The following is a 17,742-nucleotide window of genomic DNA, read 5'->3' on the forward strand; positions in this document are numbered from 1 at the left end:
AAAAGCCCAAAAAAAAACCCGCCACAAGTGGCGGGTTTTTTTACAGCTGCCCGAATTACTCCGGACGAACCTGCGCAGCCTGCATGCCCTTCTGGCCGCGCTCGGCGACGAAGGAAACAGTCTGGCCTTCTTTCAGGCTCTTGAAGCCGTCGGATTCGATGGCTTTGAAGTGTACGAACAGGTCGTCGCCGCCGCCTGCTGGGGTGATGAAGCCGTAGCCTTTTTCATCATTGAACCATTTGACGGTGCCTTGTTGGCGATTGGACATGAGGTGAATCTCCAGAACATTTAGATTTTTCAGTGGTGCAATGCGGCCGAGGCTACGGAGCACGGGGGACATCATAGTCCATTTCTGCGCATCTAGCGCCTTTTACCTTCGCAGGATGTTGATCCATGGCAAATAATGCCTGGCCTGCTCTGGCTTTAAGGTTTCAGCTCTTCGGCGCGCAGCTCTGTTTCACCACGGTTTGCGCCTTCTGCATCAGCTTGGCATCGACGCCATCCTTGCTGTCCAGGTCGGCAATTTCCGCGTCGGTGAAATTCTTTTTGATCGCCTGGGCACCACAGTCGCAGTGCTTTTTCGCGGTGGCGGGGTCGACGCCTTGGCTGCTGGCGACTTGGGTGCACTGGGCCATGTAGCCGGCTTCCTTCCCGGCTGGGAAGTTGCCAGCATTGGCAGCCATCGGCAGCAGCAGGGCGCCAGCAGCCGCCAGAGCCAGAAGAGACGGTACTCGCATAACCGGTTACTCCTTGGGTTAAGGTCTCATCAAGAGTAGGTTGCTTCCCAAGGTCTGATCGGACTTTTTCCGCGTTAGTTCACCGGCGCGGCGTAATTTCCAAATATTTCTACGAGCCGCACAACCCGCGTGCTAGCATGCTCGGCTTGCAGCTAGCCACTGGCAGCTCGCAACTTTTTCTTTCCAGTCACTCTGGTTCGTCCCTGGCAAGCTGAAAGGCTTCTGCCACTGTGAGGCAGGCTTCCCTGAAGGGAAGGCAGGTCGGATCTTGTACTGGCTCATCCCAACCCACGTGACCTTTGGTAGGGGTCACCACTAGGAGAGGAGGCGCCATGCCCGTTATTACTCTTCCCGATGGCAGTCAACGTTCGTTTGATCACGCCGTATCCGTCGCCGACGTCGCCGCATCCATCGGCGCAGGCCTGGCCAAGGCCACCGTGGCCGGCAAGGTCGACGGCAAGCTGGTCGATGCCTGCGACCTGATCAACCACGACGCCACCCTGCAGATCATCACCCCTAAAGATGCAGAGGGACTGGAGATCATCCGCCACTCGTGTGCCCACCTGGTCGGCCACGCAGTGAAACAGCTGTACCCGACCGCCAAGATGGTGATCGGCCCGGTGATCGACGAAGGCTTCTATTACGACATCGCCTACGAGCGCCCCTTCACCCCTGAAGACATGGCCGCCATCGAAAAGCGCATGATGGAGCTGATCGAAAAAGACTACGACGTGGTCAAGAAGATGACCCCGCGCGCCGAAGTCATCGAAGTGTTCAAGGCCCGTGGCGAAGACTACAAGCTGCGCCTGGTCGAAGACATGCCGGACGAGCAGGCCATGGGCCTGTACTACCACGAAGAATACGTCGACATGTGCCGTGGCCCGCACGTGCCGAACACGCGCTTCCTCAAGGCATTCAAGCTGACCAAGCTGTCCGGCGCCTACTGGCGCGGCGATGCCAAGAACGAGCAGCTGCAACGCGTCTACGGCACCGCCTGGGCCGACAAGAAGCAGCTGGCTGCCTACATCCAGCGCATCGAAGAAGCCGAAAAGCGCGACCACCGCAAGATCGGCAAGCAGCTCGACCTCTTCCACCTGCAGGAAGAAGCCCCGGGCATGGTGTTCTGGCACGCCAACGGCTGGACCGTGTACCAGGTGCTCGAGCAGTACATGCGCCAGGTTCAGCGCGTCAACGGCTACCAGGAAATCAAGACACCGCAAGTCGTCGACCGCATCCTCTGGGAGCGTTCCGGCCACTGGTCGAACTACGCCGAAAACATGTTCACCACTTCGTCGGAAAGCCGTGACTACGCGGTCAAGCCGATGAACTGCCCGTGCCACGTGCAGGTGTTCAACCAGGGCCTGAAGAGCTACCGCGACCTGCCGCTGCGCCTGGCCGAGTTCGGTGCCTGCCACCGTAACGAGCCATCCGGGGCCCTGCACGGCATCATGCGCGTGCGTGGCTTCGTGCAGGACGACGCGCACATCTTCTGCACCGAAGAACAGGTGAAGAAAGAAGCCGCCGACTTCATCAAGCTGACCCTGGACGTGTACAAGGACTTCGGCTTCACCGATATCGCCATGAAGCTGTCCACCCGCCCGGCCAAGCGTGTCGGCTCCGAAGAGCTGTGGGACCGTGCCGAAGGTGCACTGGCCGACGCCCTGAACGAGTCGGGCCTGGAGTGGGAATACCAGCCGGGCGAGGGCGCCTTCTACGGCCCGAAGATCGAGTTCACCCTGCGCGACTGCCTCGGCCGTAACTGGCAGTGCGGTACCCTGCAGTACGACCCGAACCTGCCAGAACGCCTGGATGCCAGCTATATCGCCGAAGATAACAGCCGGGTGCGCCCTGTCATGCTGCACCGCGCGATCCTCGGTTCGTTCGAGCGCTTCATCGGCATGCTGATCGAGCACTACGCTGGCGTGTTCCCGGCGTGGCTGGCACCGACCCAGGCGGTGATCATGAACATCACCGACAAACAGGCCGATTTCGCCCTCGAAGTGGAAAATGCCCTGAACGGTAGCGGTTTCCGTGCCAAGTCGGACTTGAGAAATGAGAAGATCGGCTTTAAAATCCGCGAGCATACTTTGCTCAAGGTCCCGTACCTTTTGGTTATAGGGGACCGTGAAGTCGAAACACGAACCGTCGCTGTGCGTACTCGCGAAGGCGCAGACCTGGGCTCCATGCCCGTCGCCCAGTTCGTTGAGCTTCTGACACAAGCGGTTTCCCGGCGTGGACGCCAAGAATCGGAGTAATGACTATTAAGCGTGAAATGAGAAACGATAAGCGTGCTGTACCGAAGGCCCCGATCAACGAGAATATCTCGGCCCGCGAGGTTCGGTTAATTGGCGCTGATGGCGAGCAGGTTGGCATCGTCTCGATTGATGAAGCGCTTCGTATCGCTGAAGAAGCGAAGCTGGATCTGGTGGAAATCTCTGCAGACGCGGTACCGCCTGTCTGCAAGGTGATGGACTACGGCAAGCACCTCTTCGAGAAGAAGAAGCAGGCTAACGAAGCCAAGAAAAACCAGAAGCAGATCCAGATCAAAGAAATCAAGTTTCGTCCAGGGACGGAAGAAGGGGATTACCAGGTAAAACTACGCAACCTGGTACGTTTCCTTACCGATGGGGACAAGGCCAAGATCTCTCTGAGATTCCGCGGCCGTGAGATGGCCCACCAGGAGCTGGGCATGGAGCTGTTGAAGCGGGTCGAAACCGACCTCGCCGAATACGGCACCGTTGAGCAGCATCCTAAGATGGAAGGACGCCAGCTTATGATGGTCATCGCCCCCAAAAAGAAGAAGTAATCTCCCGGGCACGGCAGGCCTGATGATTATTGTGTAATTTTATCGAATGCGGAGTTCCAACATGCCAAAAATGAAAACCAAGAGCGGTGCTGCGAAGCGCTTCCTGAAGACCGCTTCCGGCTTCAAGCACAAGCACGCTTTCAAGAGCCACATCCTGACCAAAATGTCGACCAAGCGTAAGCGTCAACTGCGCGGTGCCAGCCTGCTGCACCCGTCTGACGTGGCAAAAGTCGAGCGCATGCTGCGCGTACGTTAATTCTGGTTTAGATAGAGGAAGTTACTCATGGCTCGTGTTAAGCGTGGCGTCATCGCTCGTAAGCGTCACAAGAAAATTCTGAAACTGGCTAAAGGCTACTACGGTGCACGCTCGCGCGTATTCCGCGTTGCCAAGCAGGCTGTCATCAAGGCTGGTCAATATGCCTACCGTGACCGTCGTCAGAAGAAGCGTCAGTTCCGCGCACTGTGGATCGCTCGTATCAACGCCGGTGCCCGCACCAACGGTCTGTCCTACAGCCGTCTGATTGCTGGCCTGAAAAAGGCTTCGATCGAAATCGACCGTAAGGTTCTGGCCGATCTGGCAGTGAACGAAAAAGCGGCGTTTGCTGCGATTGTCGAGAAAGCTAAAGCCGTTCTGGCTTAAGTACCCGCGACAATCACCCGGCGGCGCTAGCGGCGCCGGGCATTGAACGTCATCGATAGGGGAAGAGCCTTCAAAGCTCTTCCCCTATTTTCGTATCTGGAGTCTGTACATGGAAAACCTGGATGCGCTGGTCTCCCAAGCCCTAGAGGCCGTCGAGCGCGCTGAAGACATCAATACCCTGGAACAGATCCGGGTTCAGTACCTCGGCAAGAAGGGCGAACTGACCCAGGTGATGAAGACCCTGGGCAACCTGCCAGCCGACGAGCGCCCGAAAGTCGGCGCGCTGATCAACGACGCCAAAGAGCGCGTCACCGTCGTGCTCAACGCACGCAAGGCCGCCTTTGAAGAGGCCGAGCTCAGCGCTCGCCTGGCCGCCGAATGCATCGACGTGACCCTGCCAGGCCGTGGCCAGACCACCGGCGGGCTGCACCCGATCACCCGTACCCTCGAGCGCATCGAGCAGTTCTTCACCCACATCGGCTACGGCATCGCCGAAGGCCCTGAGGTCGAAGACGACTACCACAACTTCGAAGCGCTCAACATCCCTGGCCACCACCCGGCCCGGGCGATGCACGACACCTTCTACTTCAATGCCAACATGCTGCTGCGCACCCACACCTCGCCGGTGCAGGTGCGGACCATGGAGTCCACCCAGCCGCCGATCCGCATTGTCTGCCCGGGCCGCGTATACCGCTGCGACTCGGATATCACCCACTCGCCGATGTTCCACCAGGTCGAAGGCCTGCTGATCGACCGCGGCATCAACTTCGCCGACCTCAAGGGCACCATCGAAGAATTCCTGCGCGTGTTCTTCGAAAAAGAACTGGCCGTGCGCTTCCGCCCGTCGTTCTTCCCCTTCACCGAGCCGTCCGCCGAAGTCGACATCCAGTGCGTGATGTGTTCCGGCAAGGGCTGCCGCGTGTGCAAGCAGACCGGCTGGCTGGAAGTAATGGGCTGCGGCATGGTGCACCCGAACGTGCTGCGCATGTCTGGCATCGACCCTGAAGAATTCCAGGGCTTCGCCTTCGGCATGGGCGCCGAGCGCCTGGCCATGCTGCGCTATGGCGTCAACGATTTGCGTCTGTTCTTCGATAACGACCTGCGGTTCCTGGCGCAATTCCGCTAGGCCCCATCGACGCACTTTTCCAGGAGAACAGCATGAAATTCAGTGAACAGTGGCTGCGCGGTTGGGTAAACCCGCAAGTCTCCCGTGACGAACTGGTCGCCCGCCTGTCCATGGCCGGCCTCGAAGTCGACAGCGTGACCCCCGCTGCCGGCCAGTTCAGCGGCATCGTCGTGGGCGAGATCCTCGCCACCGAACAACACCCGGACGCCGACAAGCTGCGCGTGTGCCAGGTGAGCAACGGCCAGGAAACCTTCCAGGTCGTGTGCGGCGCGCCTAACGCCCGCCCAGGCATCAAGATCCCGTTCGCCATGATCGGCGCCGAACTGCCAGGCGACTTCAAGATCAAGAAGGCCAAGCTGCGCGGCGTCGAGTCGTTCGGCATGCTCTGCTCGGCCGCCGAGCTGCAGATCAGCGAAGAAAACGACGGCCTGCTGGAACTGGCCGCCGACGCCCCGGTAGGCGAAGACATCCGCCAGTACCTGAGCCTGGACGACGCCAGCATCGAGATCGGCCTGACCCCGAACCGCGGTGACTGCCTGTCCATCGCAGGCCTGGCCCGCGACGTCAGCGCCCTGTACGACACCCCGGTCACCCGCCCGGTCGTACCCGCCGTTGCCCCGGCCCACGACGAAGTGCGCCCGGTCGAAGTCAGCGCCCCGGCGGCCTGCCCACGTTACCTGGGCCGCGTCATCCGCAACGTCGACCTGAGCAAGCCGACCCCGCTGTGGATGGTCGAGCGCCTGCGCCGCAGCGACGTGCGCAGCATCGACGCCGCCGTCGACATCACCAACTACGTGATGCTCGAACTCGGCCAGCCGATGCACGCCTTCGACCTCGCCGAAATCAACGGCGGCATCCGCGTGCGCATGGCCGAAGAGGGCGAGAAGCTGGTCCTGCTCGACGGCCAGGAAGTGGCCCTGCGTGCCGACACCCTGGTGATCGCCGACCACACCCGCGCCCTGGCCATCGCCGGCGTCATGGGTGGCGAGCACAGCGGTGTGAACACCGAGAAAACCCGCGACCTGTTCCTCGAAAGCGCCTTCTTCGAGCCGATCTCCGTCGCCGGTAAAGCCCGTTCCTACGGCCTGCACACCGATGCCTCGCACCGCTACGAGCGCGGCGTCGACTCGCAGCTGGCCCGCGAAGCCATGGAGCGCGCCACCCAGCTGATCCTCGACATCGTCGGCGGCGAAGCCGGTCCGATCGTCGAAGCCGTCAGCGAACAGCACCTGCCAAACGTCGCCCCGGTCACCCTGCGCGCCGACCGCATCACCCAGATGCTCGGCATGGAGATGGACCCGGCCCAGGTCGAGCAGCTGCTCAACAACCTTGGCTTGGCTACCAAAGCTGATGGGGTAGGGCAGTGGACCGTCAACGTCCCAAGCCACCGCTTCGACATCAGCCTGGAAGTCGACCTGATCGAAGAGCTGGCCCGCCTGTACGGTTACAACAACCTGCCAGTGCGCTACCCGCAAGCCCGCCTCGCGCCGCAAGCCCGCCCGGAAACCCGCGGCGAGCTGCCAAACCTGCGCCGCCTGCTGGTCGCCCGCGGCTATCAGGAAGCCATCACCTACAGCTTCATCGACCCGAAGCTGTTCGAGCTGTTCAGCCCAGGCGTCGAGCCGCTGCTGCTGGCCAACCCGATCTCCAACGACATGGCCGCCATGCGCGCCTCGTTGTGGCCAGGCCTGGTCAAGGCCCTGCAGCACAACCTCAACCGCCAGCAAGACCGCGTGCGCCTGTTCGAAAGCGGCCTGCGCTTCGTCGGCCAGCTCGGTAACCTGCAGCAGCAGCCAATGATCGCCGGCGTCGTCACCGGCAGCCGCCTGCCAGAAGGCTGGGCGAACGGCCGCGACACCGTCGACTTCTTCGACGTCAAGGCCGACGTCGAAGCCCTGCTGGGCTACAGCGGCGCCCTGAGCGACTTCACCTTCGCCGCTGGCAAGCACCCAGCCCTGCACCCTGGCCAGACCGCTGTGATCCAGCGCGACGGCAAGGACGTCGGCTACCTCGGCGCCCTCCACCCGGAGCTTGCCAAAGCCCTGGACCTGGACCGCCCGGTGTTCGTCTTCGAGCTGGTGCTGGGCGATGTGGTCGAAGGCCGCCTGCCGAAATTCAGCGAACTCTCCAAGTTCCCGGAAACCCGTCGCGACCTGGCCTTGATCGCAGGACGTGATGTGGCGTCTCAAGACGTGCTTGAAGTAATTCGTGACAATGCAGGCGAATGGCTCACAGACCTCAGGCTGTTTGATGTCTACCAAGGTAAAGGCATTGATCCTGATAGAAAAAGCCTGGCCGTCGGCTTGACCTGGCAGCATCCATCGCGCACTCTTAACGACGATGAGGTGAACACTACCCTGCAAAACATCCTCACCTCGCTCGAACAAAGGTTGAACACCACGTTAAGGAAATAACGGCATGGGTGCTCTGACGAAAGCTGAGATGGCCGAAAGGCTGTACGAGGAGCTGGGGCTTAACAAGCGTGAGGCCAAGGAGCTGGTCGAGCTGTTTTTTGAAGAAATTCGGCACGCACTTGAAGAGAACGAGCAGGTCAAGTTGTCCGGTTTCGGCAACTTCGACCTTCGCGACAAACGCCAGCGGCCGGGCCGCAACCCCAAGACAGGGGAAGAGATCCCGATCACCGCACGGCGCGTCGTCACCTTTCGTCCAGGGCAGAAGTTGAAAGCCCGGGTTGAGGCCTATGCTGGAAGCAAGCCATAACGACGAACTGCCCCCCATACCGGGCAAACGCTACTTCACCATCGGTGAAGTGAGCGAGTTGTGTGCCGTAAAGCCACATGTGCTGCGGTATTGGGAGCAGGAGTTTCCTCAGCTCAACCCTGTGAAGCGGCGGGGGAACCGGCGGTATTATCAGCGGCAGGATGTGCTGATGATCCGCCAGATCCGGGCGCTGCTGTATGACCAGGGGTTCACCATTGGCGGGGCGCGGTTGCGGCTCTCCAGTGATGAGGTGAAGGATGAATCGAGCCAGTACAAGCAGCTGATTCGGCAGATGATTGTCGAGTTGGAGGATGTGTTGGTGGTGTTGAAGAAGTGACCTGAGGTTTTTCTGATGAGTGGAAATTTTTTTGAGAAAAAGGTTTCATTTATCAGGAGGTTAGGGTACATTCTTCAACGTTCTCGGCAGGATTGAGAACATGCTTCAAGCCCAGTCGGGGCGTAGCGCAGCCCGGTAGCGCACTTGCATGGGGTGCAAGGGGTCGAGTGTTCGAATCACTCCGTCCCGACCATTATTGAAACGGAAAAACCACCGAAAGGTGGTTTTTTCGTTTGTTTCTATTTTTAAGTGTTTATAAAATGATCTATGTCGTTGTTTTTAATGTCATTGAATAATATATTTACTCAATGGTCGCGTTGGTGATTTTTCATGAGTGGCGCGAAGCGTAGCTGACGTAAGCAGTATCCGCTATTATGTACGTTAGTAAATTGTATTTGGCGAGCACGCGTCGGATCAAGTATTTCATTGGCAACGAGCGAATGTTAGCCTAGGCGTGTACTCTTATGCTAACCGCACATTTTGGATAGTGAGAGTGAGTAAATTGAGTTCATTTGAGGGGCAGGAACAGGCGCTTGCATTGTCTCCTGAGCTTTCGTCGAAAACTGATGCAGAGCTTTTTGAGCGACGCCAATCCGAAAATGAATACAAAGTGTTACGCGTCTCTGTGAAGAACGATTCGAAACGTATCGTGATGGACTCAGGGCGAGGTGAAAGTACGATTTATCTACACAGATACGCTCTTGTTGGGCCCGGAGATATACTGCATTTGCGTGAAGGCCTGCAAAGGCGAATTTGGATTTCAAATGCTGAGTCCAAAGATTTAATAAATGTTTACCCTACATATGAGCAGAATTCAGTAATTGAGTTTGCTGGAGATGAAATACCGTTAAGAGTAATTGAGCCCTCTTGTTGCAGTGAGCATGTAGATCATGCAGAGCTAGAAGGCTTTCACTATCGAGGATTGAATTTCAACGCTCCTGGTGTCGCAAAAAAGAAGTCCTCAGGTGGACGCAAGGTTGTCCTATTGGCGCAGCTAAAAATAGGTAATCAATGGGTCAGCGTCGGTTATGTAGAACTTCAAATGCCTTTGCTTATGGCCAAGCCTCGGCATTTAGCATTTGATCGAGCATTTAGCCATCCATCGGGCGTGAGCTGGGAAGCCTGGCGGCGGGGGGGGCAAGAACATGTCAATCGTATTGTAAGAATTGCACGTACCGTCGTTCATCCTGAGTATCGTGGAGGGCAGTTATCAACCAAGCTGGTTGAAGCTGCTAAGGATTTTGCGCGAAGCAGATGGCATATTGGTGGTAAGCGACCACTTTTTTTAGAAATCTCAGCTGAAATGCTTAGATATATCGATTTTGTATCCCGATGTGGTTTCCATTATCTCGGTGAGACAGAAGGTAATCGTGAGCGTATAGCCAAAGATCTAAAGAGTATTCATCGTGGCGCAAAAGGCGACTCTGGAATAATGAGCGCTCAAAGGAAGTATTATACCGCGTTCGAGAATTATCGTTCACTTACAGGTGAAAGTTTTGAGTCACTTCAAGCCAGAATCGCTGAGCTGTTAACATTGCCTGACCCGTTTGCGGCAATGAGCAAAGAAGAATGGGCTGCTCTGCGCCCAGTAATTCGCTCACCGATTCCTTATTATATTGTTGGCTTAGATCCGGTCTCAGATGCCTATGTAAAAGATGCGGCAGTTACTTTGGCTAAAAGAAAAACAATTGTCAAGCGTGCTAGAGTTAAGAAAATCGAAATTGACAGCGTTGAAATTTGGTCGAATTACGATGTGCCGCATGATAGCTATAATAAGTTTGTAATGAGTAGCTTTGGAATATCAACGCAGAAATTGAGCCAAAAGTTGATCGGTTCAGTGTCTTTCACCGCTCATGCCGGCACGGTGTCATTTATTGCCGGATCTAGTGGGTGTGGTAAAAGTTTACTATTGAATCGTCTGGATCCTCGCGCTGTATCCGAAACGCTCAATTATTTAGGAAAAATATCGCCTGCAACCTATAAGGTTGGATGGTTAAAACCCTTTCCTGCTAATGCTTCTTTATTTGGTTACTTAGCCCAGCAGCACGGGGCCGAAAGAGCTTTCGAAGCGCTTTCTAAAGTAGGCTTGTCTGAGGCTCTTTTGTTCCTCAAACCTTTTGAAATGCTCAGTCGGGGGCAGCGTTATCGTGCCATGCTAGCGGACTTGATATTGGGCGATGATGACGTTTGGCTTATAGATGAGTTTTGTTCTGATCTCGATCCGTTGTCTTCACGTATAGTCGCAGAGCGATTGCACAGTGTGGTTCGCAAAGAGGAGAGAATTGCATTCGTCGCTGCTGCTAATCATGGGCATTTTATTCGTGCGCTGCGTCCCTCTCGAGTGATTGTGCTAAGGACCGGCCGAGACTCCATTGTCTGCGGTGGAAAGGATTATATAGATGGCATTTTCCAATAGACTGGCTGAAAGTTTTGGTAAAGTTATAGAGCAAAGTAATTTTGTTGCATTGGATCCAATAGTAAAAGGGAATTATGTAAGTAAGGGGCGCAACTTTATTTTTGGTCGAAATAATGACCCCGCCCCAAATGACTTGATATATCTTGGCAAGATCTTGGAAGCTTCGACAGGGGCTAGCTACCTGAGTGCGGACGCGTATTTGGATACGTCTTTTCCGCACGTAATTTATATAACTGGTACTCGTGGTTCCGGCAAAAGTATGGATCTGGGAGTGCTTTTAGAGGGGTTGAATCCTCTGGTAAATGAGTCGCCAATTTCGCTTGGCGTTACGCCGGTAGCAACTTTTCTAATTGATACTCAAAGTCAGTTTTGGACGTTGCGTTACCCTCCGCAAGGGAATGAAGGGGCCTCTCAGTTAGAGCAGTTAAAGAATTGGAATTTAAAACCTGAGTCTCTTGCGAATACTAAAGTCTTTATTCCTCCAGGAGTTTCAGGTTTTATGGGGGACGAGGTCCCATTAAAGATAAGGCCGCGGGATATTCTTCATGAAGAGTGGTGTAGTTTGCTCGGGCAAGAAGTTTATAGCCCGCAGGGTCACTTGATATCTGAAGTGATAAGTAAGCTTGCAGATAGAAACTTTGATATAGAAGACATGCTTAAATTGTTGCGGGAGGGGCGCTTCGCGACCACCGTTTCAGAGTCTTCGCGAAATGTCGTTATCTATCGACTCTCAGATTATCTTGCAACCGGGCTGTTTGGAGCAGATGGCCTAGAGATAGAAAGCCTTTTGAAACCAGGTCAGTGTAATATATTTATGCTGAGAGAGCTTCGCGATCACGATAAGGCACTCGTTACGGCTCTATTGGCGCGGCAGCTCTTTACGATAATGGGGCGCTATCATCAGGAGCGCCGAGTTGCGGACTTCTTTAATAAAGTCGCAGATAAGCGCAATTTTCCAAGCAGGGTGTGGCTTTTGATTGACGAGGCACATGTCGTTTGCCCATCTCAGGGAGAATCTCCCGCGCGAGCGGCCCTAGTCGAGTATGTTAAACGAGGCCGAGATGCAGGATTGTCGTTGGTTTTAGCGACACAACAACCTTCTGCTGTTGATGATCGGGTACTTAGTCAGGTAAATCTCGCGTTTTCCCACCGATTAACTTTTCAAAGTGATATTAATTCCGCAATGGCTAGGATTCCCACGAAAGTTCCAAGTGGAATGCGAGTCTCTGGAAGTAAAGTTAGTGAGTTTGGGGATATTCTTAGATTGTTAGAGGCTGGGCAGTGTTTTATTGGTGATCACTCCACTAGTCGTGCGGTTCTAATTCAAATTCGACCAAGGATTACTGCTCATGGTGGCCAAAGTCCAATCTAGTGACTTCTCAATCTTTATAAAAAAAATCGGCTATTCTGTAGGTTTGGAAAGTACGTTTCAGCGATTGCAAGATTTCGCTAGGCTCTATGCTAGTAAGGATCGTATTTCGATCGGAGATTTAAAGCGGTTGCTACATGCGCCGAAGCCCAATGGGTGGGGTTTAGATGAAAAAAATGAGCATGTGCTTGATTTTCTTCGTGCAATCGAGGTTGTCCAAGTAAGGGGCGGAGAGGTAGGTGTTCTTGAATTCGGTGAATCGTTGGGGATACTTGCTAAGTTGCAGTCATCCGCCGATTTTGATAGGTCTTTGAGAGTATTATTAGCGTATGCATTAATTATCGCGGATGGCGACATTTTTTTGAATGCTCTAAGCTCAAATTTTGAAGAGTTGGAGTTTTCAAATTCTTTGGCGCGGGCCATTGAGTACAAATGGAGCATTCTCGAAACGACTTTTAAATCTGCTCAGCAACGCTCGGCAATCTACAAGACGGTGATCGTAGAGACGCAAGAGAATAACCCGGGAAGTAGAGGCAGAAATACTTCTAAAGCCGGGCCTCTCCAAATGGGAACTTTTGAGAAATCAGGTCCTCTTGGCGGAGAGTCTAATAGGCCTGAAATAAAATTCTCGCCTAACTATATTGCCAAGACACTTGGTCGTCGTAAAGCGTGGGCACAGTCGCTTGGTCTGTATAATGAATTTGGCGATGTGACAAGTGTGGGAGAGCGACTATTATCTAATCTTAGAAAGTTAGGATTTGGAGGGCCGGCTTGTTTATGTGTTTGGCCTCTAGAATACGAACTCAGGACTCCTCTATTTTCCTCGCTGAAGCTGCCCGCTGAAATCACTCCACTTAATTCTTGGGAGCTTTTGAATGCTGTTGCTTCGTCTCTCGAGTCATTAGAATTTGATTTGAAAGAAATTGATGATTGCGATTTTGAGATAATGCAAAAAATTATCGGTTGTTTTCAATCTCTCAATACATCACGTAGAATGCTTAGAAACGAAATTCCCGTCAGGGTAGTGTACAGATGCGTTGTAGGACTAAGTATTTCCTCTGGGCGTATATCCAATTATCCTCAGTTTATTAGGGCCGAGCAGGGTTTTTTTACTCCTAGGTTTATAGCTCGGGAATCTCGTCTAGCCGAAATGGCTATCTCATTAGTGCGCTAATATGGCAGTTTATTTCTGCAAGGAATTTATTAGGGACTTAGCTGAGCAACCTGATGCGCATTTTGCCGGGAAGGTTATGGCTAAAGTGTGTACAAGTGACGGCGAGTTTGAGCCAGCAAAAGAAGATCATCGTTATAAAGGGATCGAAGGGGCATTTATTAGGTATATATCACAGCGTCCGAATTACTATCGTGCAATATATATACGACGTGGCGATGATGTATATTGGTATAGAGCTGGTCGGCATAATGTTGAAGACCGACTCGAGGCACCTAGTGATCTCAGTTCAGCTGCTAGTGTAGGGCAAACGCCTTCTGGTGTAGATGCTATGGAGCAGTTTCGACATCCGCGATACATGAAGTCAACAAGCCCTCGGTATTTGCGTGAAGTGTTGAGTGCTAGAACCCTTATTCCTCATAAGCAAATGATTTTGGTCAGCCCCTCACTGACGAAAACTTTGATATCTCCAGTAGGACTTATAGGTTTGCTCATAAGCCGAGTTCAACAGTTCGGAGGGTATGTCACAATTATTACGAGGCCTCCGCGTAGCAGTGATATTGATGCCTACCGAAGTTTCGCATCACGCGGGATTGAGCTGCATTTTCACGAGCAGCTAAATTCACGCTTATATTATTTTGAAGTGGATGCGAAGCAACTTGATTCTGAGATGTCGCATGTTAAAAGTATCGGGATTGTAGGGTCGTCAGAGCTGACAGAGAAGTCCTTGAATATTGTTCCAAGTAGAGCTGGAGAAGAATATTGTTTGCCTGACTCCGTTTCGGAGGAACTTTGCTATGAGATCTCTGAAGATGATCTGGAGGGCGCCATGGAGTACTGTTTAGATTTGGCGAGCTCCACTATTGATTTTGAAACCTACATAGCGCAACTCAACTGTTGAGGAAGAATTATGGTTATGTCGAACGCAGAGTACTATAAGTCTTGTAACTTGGTTACCAACCCTTTTAGATCGCAAGCTACTCTTGAGGACGATCCTAGGCTTGGAATTTGGGCTGGCCAGGAGCGAGAGCGCGCTTTGTTGCAAAAGTTTCTGGCTAGATCCAGAGCTGAGCAAGTTGGTAATACCAATGGTCTTCTGCTATATGGGACTTATGGTACAGGTAAGTCTCATGCGCTTCTTTGGGGCACGCGTTGGATAAAAAGCCTTAATGAGGGCGGTTACTCGTCTGCATATTATATTCCAACCTTGAAGAAGGATAAAGGAAAGCTGACGTTTAGCTCTGCGCTCACTGATGATCTGGTTGCAAGAACTACTTTTGTCCAGGATGTGTATGATTATCGTCAGTTTCTAAATCGAATGGTGCGTCAGTTTATAGATGACCACTCGATGGATTCGGATACGCAAGATGATTTGGTAATCGAGAAGCTAATACCTGCGACTGAGCTTCAAAGTTTTGCTAAAGAGATCTTTCACCTTCAAGGTGATGCGCTTAAAGGCTTTCTTGCAAAAGATAGAACAGATTATCAGGCAATGCTGCTGTTTACACGGTTGGTTAATCTTTTTGTCCACGAAATAAGGCTGAAGGATTCGACTGTTCGATTTAGGCAGTCGGTATACTTGATGATTGATGAACTTGATGTTTTGGTAAGTGCTTCGGCTAAAGAAGTAATAGAGGTAAATGAGCTGATTCGTCATTTGTACGACATGTGTCCTAATTGTTTTGGACTTGTCCTTGCTCTATCTGCTGAGCTGGAACAGTTGCCAACTGTTTTCACTGAATTCGTATTGTCTAGAATGGGGCGTCAAATCGCATTTTCGCCTCTGGATCGCCAATCTGCGGTAGATTTCGCTGTAGGAATCATGGATTCAGAGCAAATGCGTATCTCAACGGATGATAAATCGAAATTAGGTGCTTATCCATTTACTCAAGCTGCCCTAGAGGCTGTCCTGGGTGAGTTGGCTGATCGAACACCTAGGAAAATTGTGAACGTTCTACAGCAACTTATTGAAGAGGCTCGACTTGCTGAATTAGATCCTGTTAAAGGTCCGATCACAGTTGAGCGACTCGATTCTAGTGGTATTTTGGATGATCTTATTTAGGTTTTGCTTACTTGCTTGATTGTTCGGGGCCTTACCTACCCTCTTCATCCTACTATTCTGCCAACTGGGTAGGCGTGGAGAGGGTTTGTCACGATTTGCTTTACTTAGATGTATACCTGCGACTTCAGGCAAGTGCTGGCAGCTCGATCCTTGATGACAAGTGCTTGATCTACGACGTAAGCGCATTAATTGACGTCGGCCTATGGGCCTGTGCATCTGGGTTGATAAAGTGCGTAAAGAGAGTCAAAAAGGGAAGGCAATAACCAGTACAAAAGCTATGAGCGACGAACCGGGCAAATTCCAGCAGCCGCGATCTTAGTTCTGTCACTTGAGCAACGAATCGATTCTCGGCCTCTCAATTTCTGCTTCCATCCTACGGATTGTCTTATAAAACATCTCGTTTTAAGTGTTGCTACGCTGAGTAGAAATCACCCAGTACATTAGCTAGCGCTTCCAATCCGAACGGTTTGAAATTGGGTAACGCTGAGCATGTGACGCAGAGGGATATTGGTACAATACGGCAACACGGGGTCGAGCATGAATGCAGTGGGATAGGGCAGGGGAATCGGCAGGCCGAGCGAGATGGCAAAGCCGAAATCCTCGGTGGCAAAACCCAAGCGCAGGCGTTTTACGTCGCTTGGATGCTGGCCTTGGATGGGCACTTCACCGCGCTTCATGCGCGCACTCATCCCAGGCCCGGCCCACAAGGTCGAATCCAGTCCGCCTTCACGGGCAAGTGCTTCGATCACGCCGCCCTGGGCGGTTTCGGCGAGCAGGCGCAGGGCCTTGTAGAGATTGGATTTGCCGCTGCCGTTGACACCCGTCACCCGGTTGAGTTGGCATAGTGGCAACACAAGGTGATTGATTGAGCGGTAGTTGCCGATGGCGAGGGTGGCGAGCATCCGGTGCGTCCCAGCTTGAACTGGGTGACCGATTGTGGCCGAACTGGGTTGGCGTTACTACCGGTCAGCTCGGCTTCGGGAGTGGGGGCGGATGTGTTCGAGTTCATCGAACAGGGCGCGAACCATCATGTTGAGGTAGTGGGAGGCAGCGACTCTTCGGTGGTCGCCTAGCATGACGCCGGTGTGGTTGAGGTAGCGGGCGCAGTCCAACAGTTTTGCGGCTTGTTCTTTTGCTTGGGGGGTGGGTATTCCGGGGATGGCGGTGATCAATTGTTGGGATGGTTTGTAGCTTGGGACCGGAATGTTGTCGCTCCCACTACTCGGGGTGTTGTTTTGGGGCATCTGTGAAATCTCCTGGAATCGGCGCAGGGGCTTGGATTGCTGGGGCCGCGTTGCGGCCCTTTCGCGACACAAGGCCGCTCCTACACTGGGTGGCGCCGGTGCTGACGGTTCAGTCTTTCATCATGCCCAGTTCTGCATCATCGAGCAGGGCCTTGGCCAGGGCGCTGAGGTAGTGCGAGGCCCAGAGCAGTTGGGGTTTGTCTTCCATCAGGCCGTCGATGGTCAGGTCGCGGACGTAGCCCATCAGTTCAGAGGCCTGTTCGCGGGCGCTTTGGCAAGGGATGCCGGGTTCGATGCGGAAGAGGGGGTGGGTCTGGTTGTCACCCTGGTAGAAGGTGGTTTTGCCGGGTGTGAATTTAGTTTCTTCTGTGGCCATTGGTTGATCTCCCTGAAGTTGTAGCTGCCTGGGCTGGCCCGATCGCTCGCAAGCTGGGGACCCGAAGACGAACGCGTCAATCCAGGCAGGATCATGATGCGGATTAATGCAGCGTCTGCGGGTCGGCTGGTTTCTGGATTTGAACCAGTGCCGATTCGAGCAATTTGCGCAGGGTTTCGAGTTCGTGCATTGACGTCATGATCAACAGCGACACGGGAGACTTGGGCTGCATCAGCATTGCCTGCTGGGCTACGACTTCCGCGCAAAGTGCGTAGTCAGCCGCCATCATCAGCGTGTCTTCGAGGGAGTGGAGATTGCGGGGTGGGTCTGGAACTACTTTCAGCATGCTTACGCTCCAACAATGGTTGAGCTGCGATCCGCCTCGCTGTCAAACGGGAGGGTGGCAGCTGTACGCGGGTTGACAGACCGAGATTGTTGGCACTCGGCGCACAATAATGTGCCCGCACGTACAGCCGCCATAAGCGTGTGCACACGGACAACAATCGACGGCCTGTCAAAACCGATCGCTGAATTGGCAGCGACTGGCCGAGACTAGGTTCCACGTTGACCATGTGCAACGAAAAATGGACGTCGGCAGTATCTTTGGGAAAGGTCCTACAAGGAAGGGGCTAAATCTGATTTTATTAGCCACAGGGCGTAACAAGATGTGAGGGAGTGTCAGGGCTGGCAGGTGCCTGCCTTCATTCCTTTAGCGCCTATGAGATCGAGCGCCGCCC

General features: G+C 53.6%; 18 protein-coding genes, 1 tRNA gene and 1 pseudogene. 14 read left to right on the forward strand and 6 right to left on the reverse strand.

Features of this window, described 5'->3' with window-relative positions:
- Nucleotides 1-55 precede the first annotated feature (55 nt).
- Both APH33_RS21610 and APH33_RS21615 read right to left on the reverse strand, forming a co-directional pair.
- On the reverse strand, nucleotides 56-268 hold the full coding sequence (locus APH33_RS21610) for a cold-shock protein (RefSeq protein ID WP_003250656.1): 213 nt from the start codon (nucleotides 266-268) through the stop codon (nucleotides 56-58).
- Nucleotides 269-431: 163 nt separating this feature from the next.
- Nucleotides 432-737: a hypothetical protein gene (locus APH33_RS21615; protein ID WP_054887101.1), complete on the reverse strand. Its 306-nt coding sequence runs from the start codon at nucleotides 735-737 to the stop codon at nucleotides 432-434.
- Between the two features lie 332 nt (nucleotides 738-1,069).
- Here APH33_RS21615 and thrS point away from each other — a divergent pair, with 332 nt between their 5' ends.
- From thrS to APH33_RS27280, 14 genes are all read left to right on the forward strand, one after another.
- On the forward strand, nucleotides 1,070-2,992 hold the full coding sequence (gene thrS, locus APH33_RS21620; protein ID WP_054887102.1) for a threonine--tRNA ligase: 1,923 nt from the start codon (nucleotides 1,070-1,072) through the stop codon (nucleotides 2,990-2,992).
- Nucleotides 2,992-3,543: a translation initiation factor IF-3 gene (gene infC, locus APH33_RS21625; RefSeq protein ID WP_176509498.1), complete on the forward strand. Its 552-nt coding sequence runs from the start codon at nucleotides 2,992-2,994 to the stop codon at nucleotides 3,541-3,543. The genes thrS and infC overlap by 1 nt, the downstream gene beginning before the upstream one ends.
- 61 nt (nucleotides 3,544-3,604) lie before the next feature.
- Complete coding sequence (rpmI, locus tag APH33_RS21630) at nucleotides 3,605-3,799, forward strand: 50S ribosomal protein L35 (protein WP_003250667.1); 195 nt, start codon at nucleotides 3,605-3,607, stop codon at nucleotides 3,797-3,799.
- Nucleotides 3,800-3,826: 27 nt separating this feature from the next.
- Nucleotides 3,827-4,183 carry a 50S ribosomal protein L20 gene (rplT, locus tag APH33_RS21635; RefSeq protein WP_003250671.1) on the forward strand — a complete coding sequence of 119 codons (357 nt, stop codon included), beginning with the start codon at nucleotides 3,827-3,829 and terminating at the stop codon, nucleotides 4,181-4,183.
- 109 nt (nucleotides 4,184-4,292) lie between these two features.
- Nucleotides 4,293-5,309 carry a phenylalanine--tRNA ligase subunit alpha gene (gene pheS / locus APH33_RS21640; protein WP_054887103.1) on the forward strand — a complete coding sequence of 339 codons (1,017 nt, stop codon included), beginning with the start codon at nucleotides 4,293-4,295 and terminating at the stop codon, nucleotides 5,307-5,309.
- A 32-nt stretch (nucleotides 5,310-5,341) separates the two neighbouring features.
- The gene (gene pheT, locus APH33_RS21645; protein WP_054887104.1) at nucleotides 5,342-7,723 is read left to right on the forward strand and encodes a phenylalanine--tRNA ligase subunit beta; all 2,382 of its coding nucleotides are present in this window, start codon (nucleotides 5,342-5,344) and stop codon (nucleotides 7,721-7,723) included.
- Between the two features lie 4 nt (nucleotides 7,724-7,727).
- Nucleotides 7,728-8,030, forward strand: coding sequence for an integration host factor subunit alpha (ihfA, locus tag APH33_RS21650; RefSeq protein ID WP_054887105.1), 303 nt, complete (start codon nucleotides 7,728-7,730; stop codon nucleotides 8,028-8,030).
- Entirely contained in the window at nucleotides 8,011-8,367 is a 357-nt protein-coding gene (locus APH33_RS21655; protein WP_054887106.1) for a MerR family transcriptional regulator, read from the forward strand. Before ihfA ends, APH33_RS21655 begins: the two co-directional genes overlap by 20 nt.
- 116 nt (nucleotides 8,368-8,483) lie before the next feature.
- A tRNA-Pro gene (locus APH33_RS21660) sits at nucleotides 8,484-8,560 on the forward strand.
- 300 nt (nucleotides 8,561-8,860) lie between these two features.
- Nucleotides 8,861-10,783, forward strand: a complete 1,923-nt coding sequence (locus APH33_RS26905) for a GNAT family N-acetyltransferase (RefSeq protein ID WP_156352011.1) — start codon at nucleotides 8,861-8,863, stop codon at nucleotides 10,781-10,783.
- Nucleotides 10,767-12,155 (forward strand): ATP-binding protein, encoded by a 1,389-nt coding sequence (locus APH33_RS27265; protein WP_156352014.1) that lies wholly within the window; start codon nucleotides 10,767-10,769, stop codon nucleotides 12,153-12,155. The genes APH33_RS26905 and APH33_RS27265 overlap by 17 nt, the downstream gene beginning before the upstream one ends.
- Entirely contained in the window at nucleotides 12,133-13,326 is a 1,194-nt protein-coding gene (locus APH33_RS27270) for a hypothetical protein (protein WP_156352017.1), read from the forward strand. Before APH33_RS27265 ends, APH33_RS27270 begins: the two co-directional genes overlap by 23 nt.
- 1 nt (nucleotide 13,327) lies before the next feature.
- Nucleotides 13,328-14,224: a hypothetical protein gene (locus APH33_RS27275; RefSeq protein ID WP_156352020.1), complete on the forward strand. Its 897-nt coding sequence runs from the start codon at nucleotides 13,328-13,330 to the stop codon at nucleotides 14,222-14,224.
- A 15-nt stretch (nucleotides 14,225-14,239) separates the two neighbouring features.
- On the forward strand, nucleotides 14,240-15,385 hold the full coding sequence (locus APH33_RS27280) for a hypothetical protein (RefSeq protein ID WP_218187136.1): 1,146 nt from the start codon (nucleotides 14,240-14,242) through the stop codon (nucleotides 15,383-15,385).
- A 527-nt stretch (nucleotides 15,386-15,912) separates the two neighbouring features.
- Here APH33_RS27280 and APH33_RS21675 read toward each other — a convergent pair.
- The 4 genes and pseudogenes from APH33_RS21675 to APH33_RS21690 form a co-directional block, all read right to left on the reverse strand.
- Nucleotides 15,913-16,287 (reverse strand): annotated as a pseudogene (locus APH33_RS21675) (AAA family ATPase); the annotation flags it as partial.
- Between the two features lie 57 nt (nucleotides 16,288-16,344).
- Nucleotides 16,345-16,629, reverse strand: coding sequence for a DUF3077 domain-containing protein (locus tag APH33_RS28060; RefSeq protein ID WP_054887110.1), 285 nt, complete (start codon nucleotides 16,627-16,629; stop codon nucleotides 16,345-16,347).
- 109 nt (nucleotides 16,630-16,738) lie between these two features.
- Complete coding sequence (locus APH33_RS21685; protein ID WP_054887111.1) at nucleotides 16,739-17,005, reverse strand: DUF3077 domain-containing protein; 267 nt, start codon at nucleotides 17,003-17,005, stop codon at nucleotides 16,739-16,741.
- A gap of 103 nt (nucleotides 17,006-17,108) precedes the next feature.
- A complete protein-coding gene (locus tag APH33_RS21690; protein ID WP_054887112.1) occupies nucleotides 17,109-17,351 on the reverse strand; it encodes a hypothetical protein in 243 nt (80 codons plus the stop codon).
- Nucleotides 17,352-17,742 lie beyond the last annotated feature (391 nt).

It is taken from the genome of Pseudomonas sp. NBRC 111130, assembly GCF_001320485.1.
Taxonomy (GTDB): domain Bacteria; phylum Pseudomonadota; class Gammaproteobacteria; order Pseudomonadales; family Pseudomonadaceae; genus Aquipseudomonas; species Aquipseudomonas vlassakiae.

Coding starts and splice junctions, on each gene's coding strand:
- APH33_RS28060 (WP_054887110.1), bottom strand. CDS start 16,629: ATGCCCCAAAACAACACCCCGAGTAGTGGGAGCGACAACATTCCGGTC.
- thrS (WP_054887102.1), top strand. CDS start 1,070: ATGCCCGTTATTACTCTTCCCGATGGCAGTCAACGTTCGTTTGATCAC.
- APH33_RS27270 (WP_156352017.1), top strand. CDS start 12,133: ATGGTGGCCAAAGTCCAATCTAGTGACTTCTCAATCTTTATAAAAAAA.
- APH33_RS21610 (WP_003250656.1), bottom strand. CDS start 268: ATGTCCAATCGCCAACAAGGCACCGTCAAATGGTTCAATGATGAAAAA.
- infC (WP_176509498.1), top strand. CDS start 2,992: ATGACTATTAAGCGTGAAATGAGAAACGATAAGCGTGCTGTACCGAAG.
- pheS (WP_054887103.1), top strand. CDS start 4,293: ATGGAAAACCTGGATGCGCTGGTCTCCCAAGCCCTAGAGGCCGTCGAG.
- APH33_RS27280 (WP_218187136.1), top strand. CDS start 14,240: ATGTCGAACGCAGAGTACTATAAGTCTTGTAACTTGGTTACCAACCCT.
- pheT (WP_054887104.1), top strand. CDS start 5,342: ATGAAATTCAGTGAACAGTGGCTGCGCGGTTGGGTAAACCCGCAAGTC.
- APH33_RS21655 (WP_054887106.1), top strand. CDS start 8,011: ATGCTGGAAGCAAGCCATAACGACGAACTGCCCCCCATACCGGGCAAA.
- APH33_RS27275 (WP_156352020.1), top strand. CDS start 13,328: ATGGCAGTTTATTTCTGCAAGGAATTTATTAGGGACTTAGCTGAGCAA.
- APH33_RS27265 (WP_156352014.1), top strand. CDS start 10,767: ATGGCATTTTCCAATAGACTGGCTGAAAGTTTTGGTAAAGTTATAGAG.
- APH33_RS21685 (WP_054887111.1), bottom strand. CDS start 17,005: ATGGCCACAGAAGAAACTAAATTCACACCCGGCAAAACCACCTTCTAC.
- ihfA (WP_054887105.1), top strand. CDS start 7,728: ATGGGTGCTCTGACGAAAGCTGAGATGGCCGAAAGGCTGTACGAGGAG.
- rplT (WP_003250671.1), top strand. CDS start 3,827: ATGGCTCGTGTTAAGCGTGGCGTCATCGCTCGTAAGCGTCACAAGAAA.
- rpmI (WP_003250667.1), top strand. CDS start 3,605: ATGCCAAAAATGAAAACCAAGAGCGGTGCTGCGAAGCGCTTCCTGAAG.
- APH33_RS21615 (WP_054887101.1), bottom strand. CDS start 737: ATGCGAGTACCGTCTCTTCTGGCTCTGGCGGCTGCTGGCGCCCTGCTG.
- APH33_RS21690 (WP_054887112.1), bottom strand. CDS start 17,351: ATGCTGAAAGTAGTTCCAGACCCACCCCGCAATCTCCACTCCCTCGAA.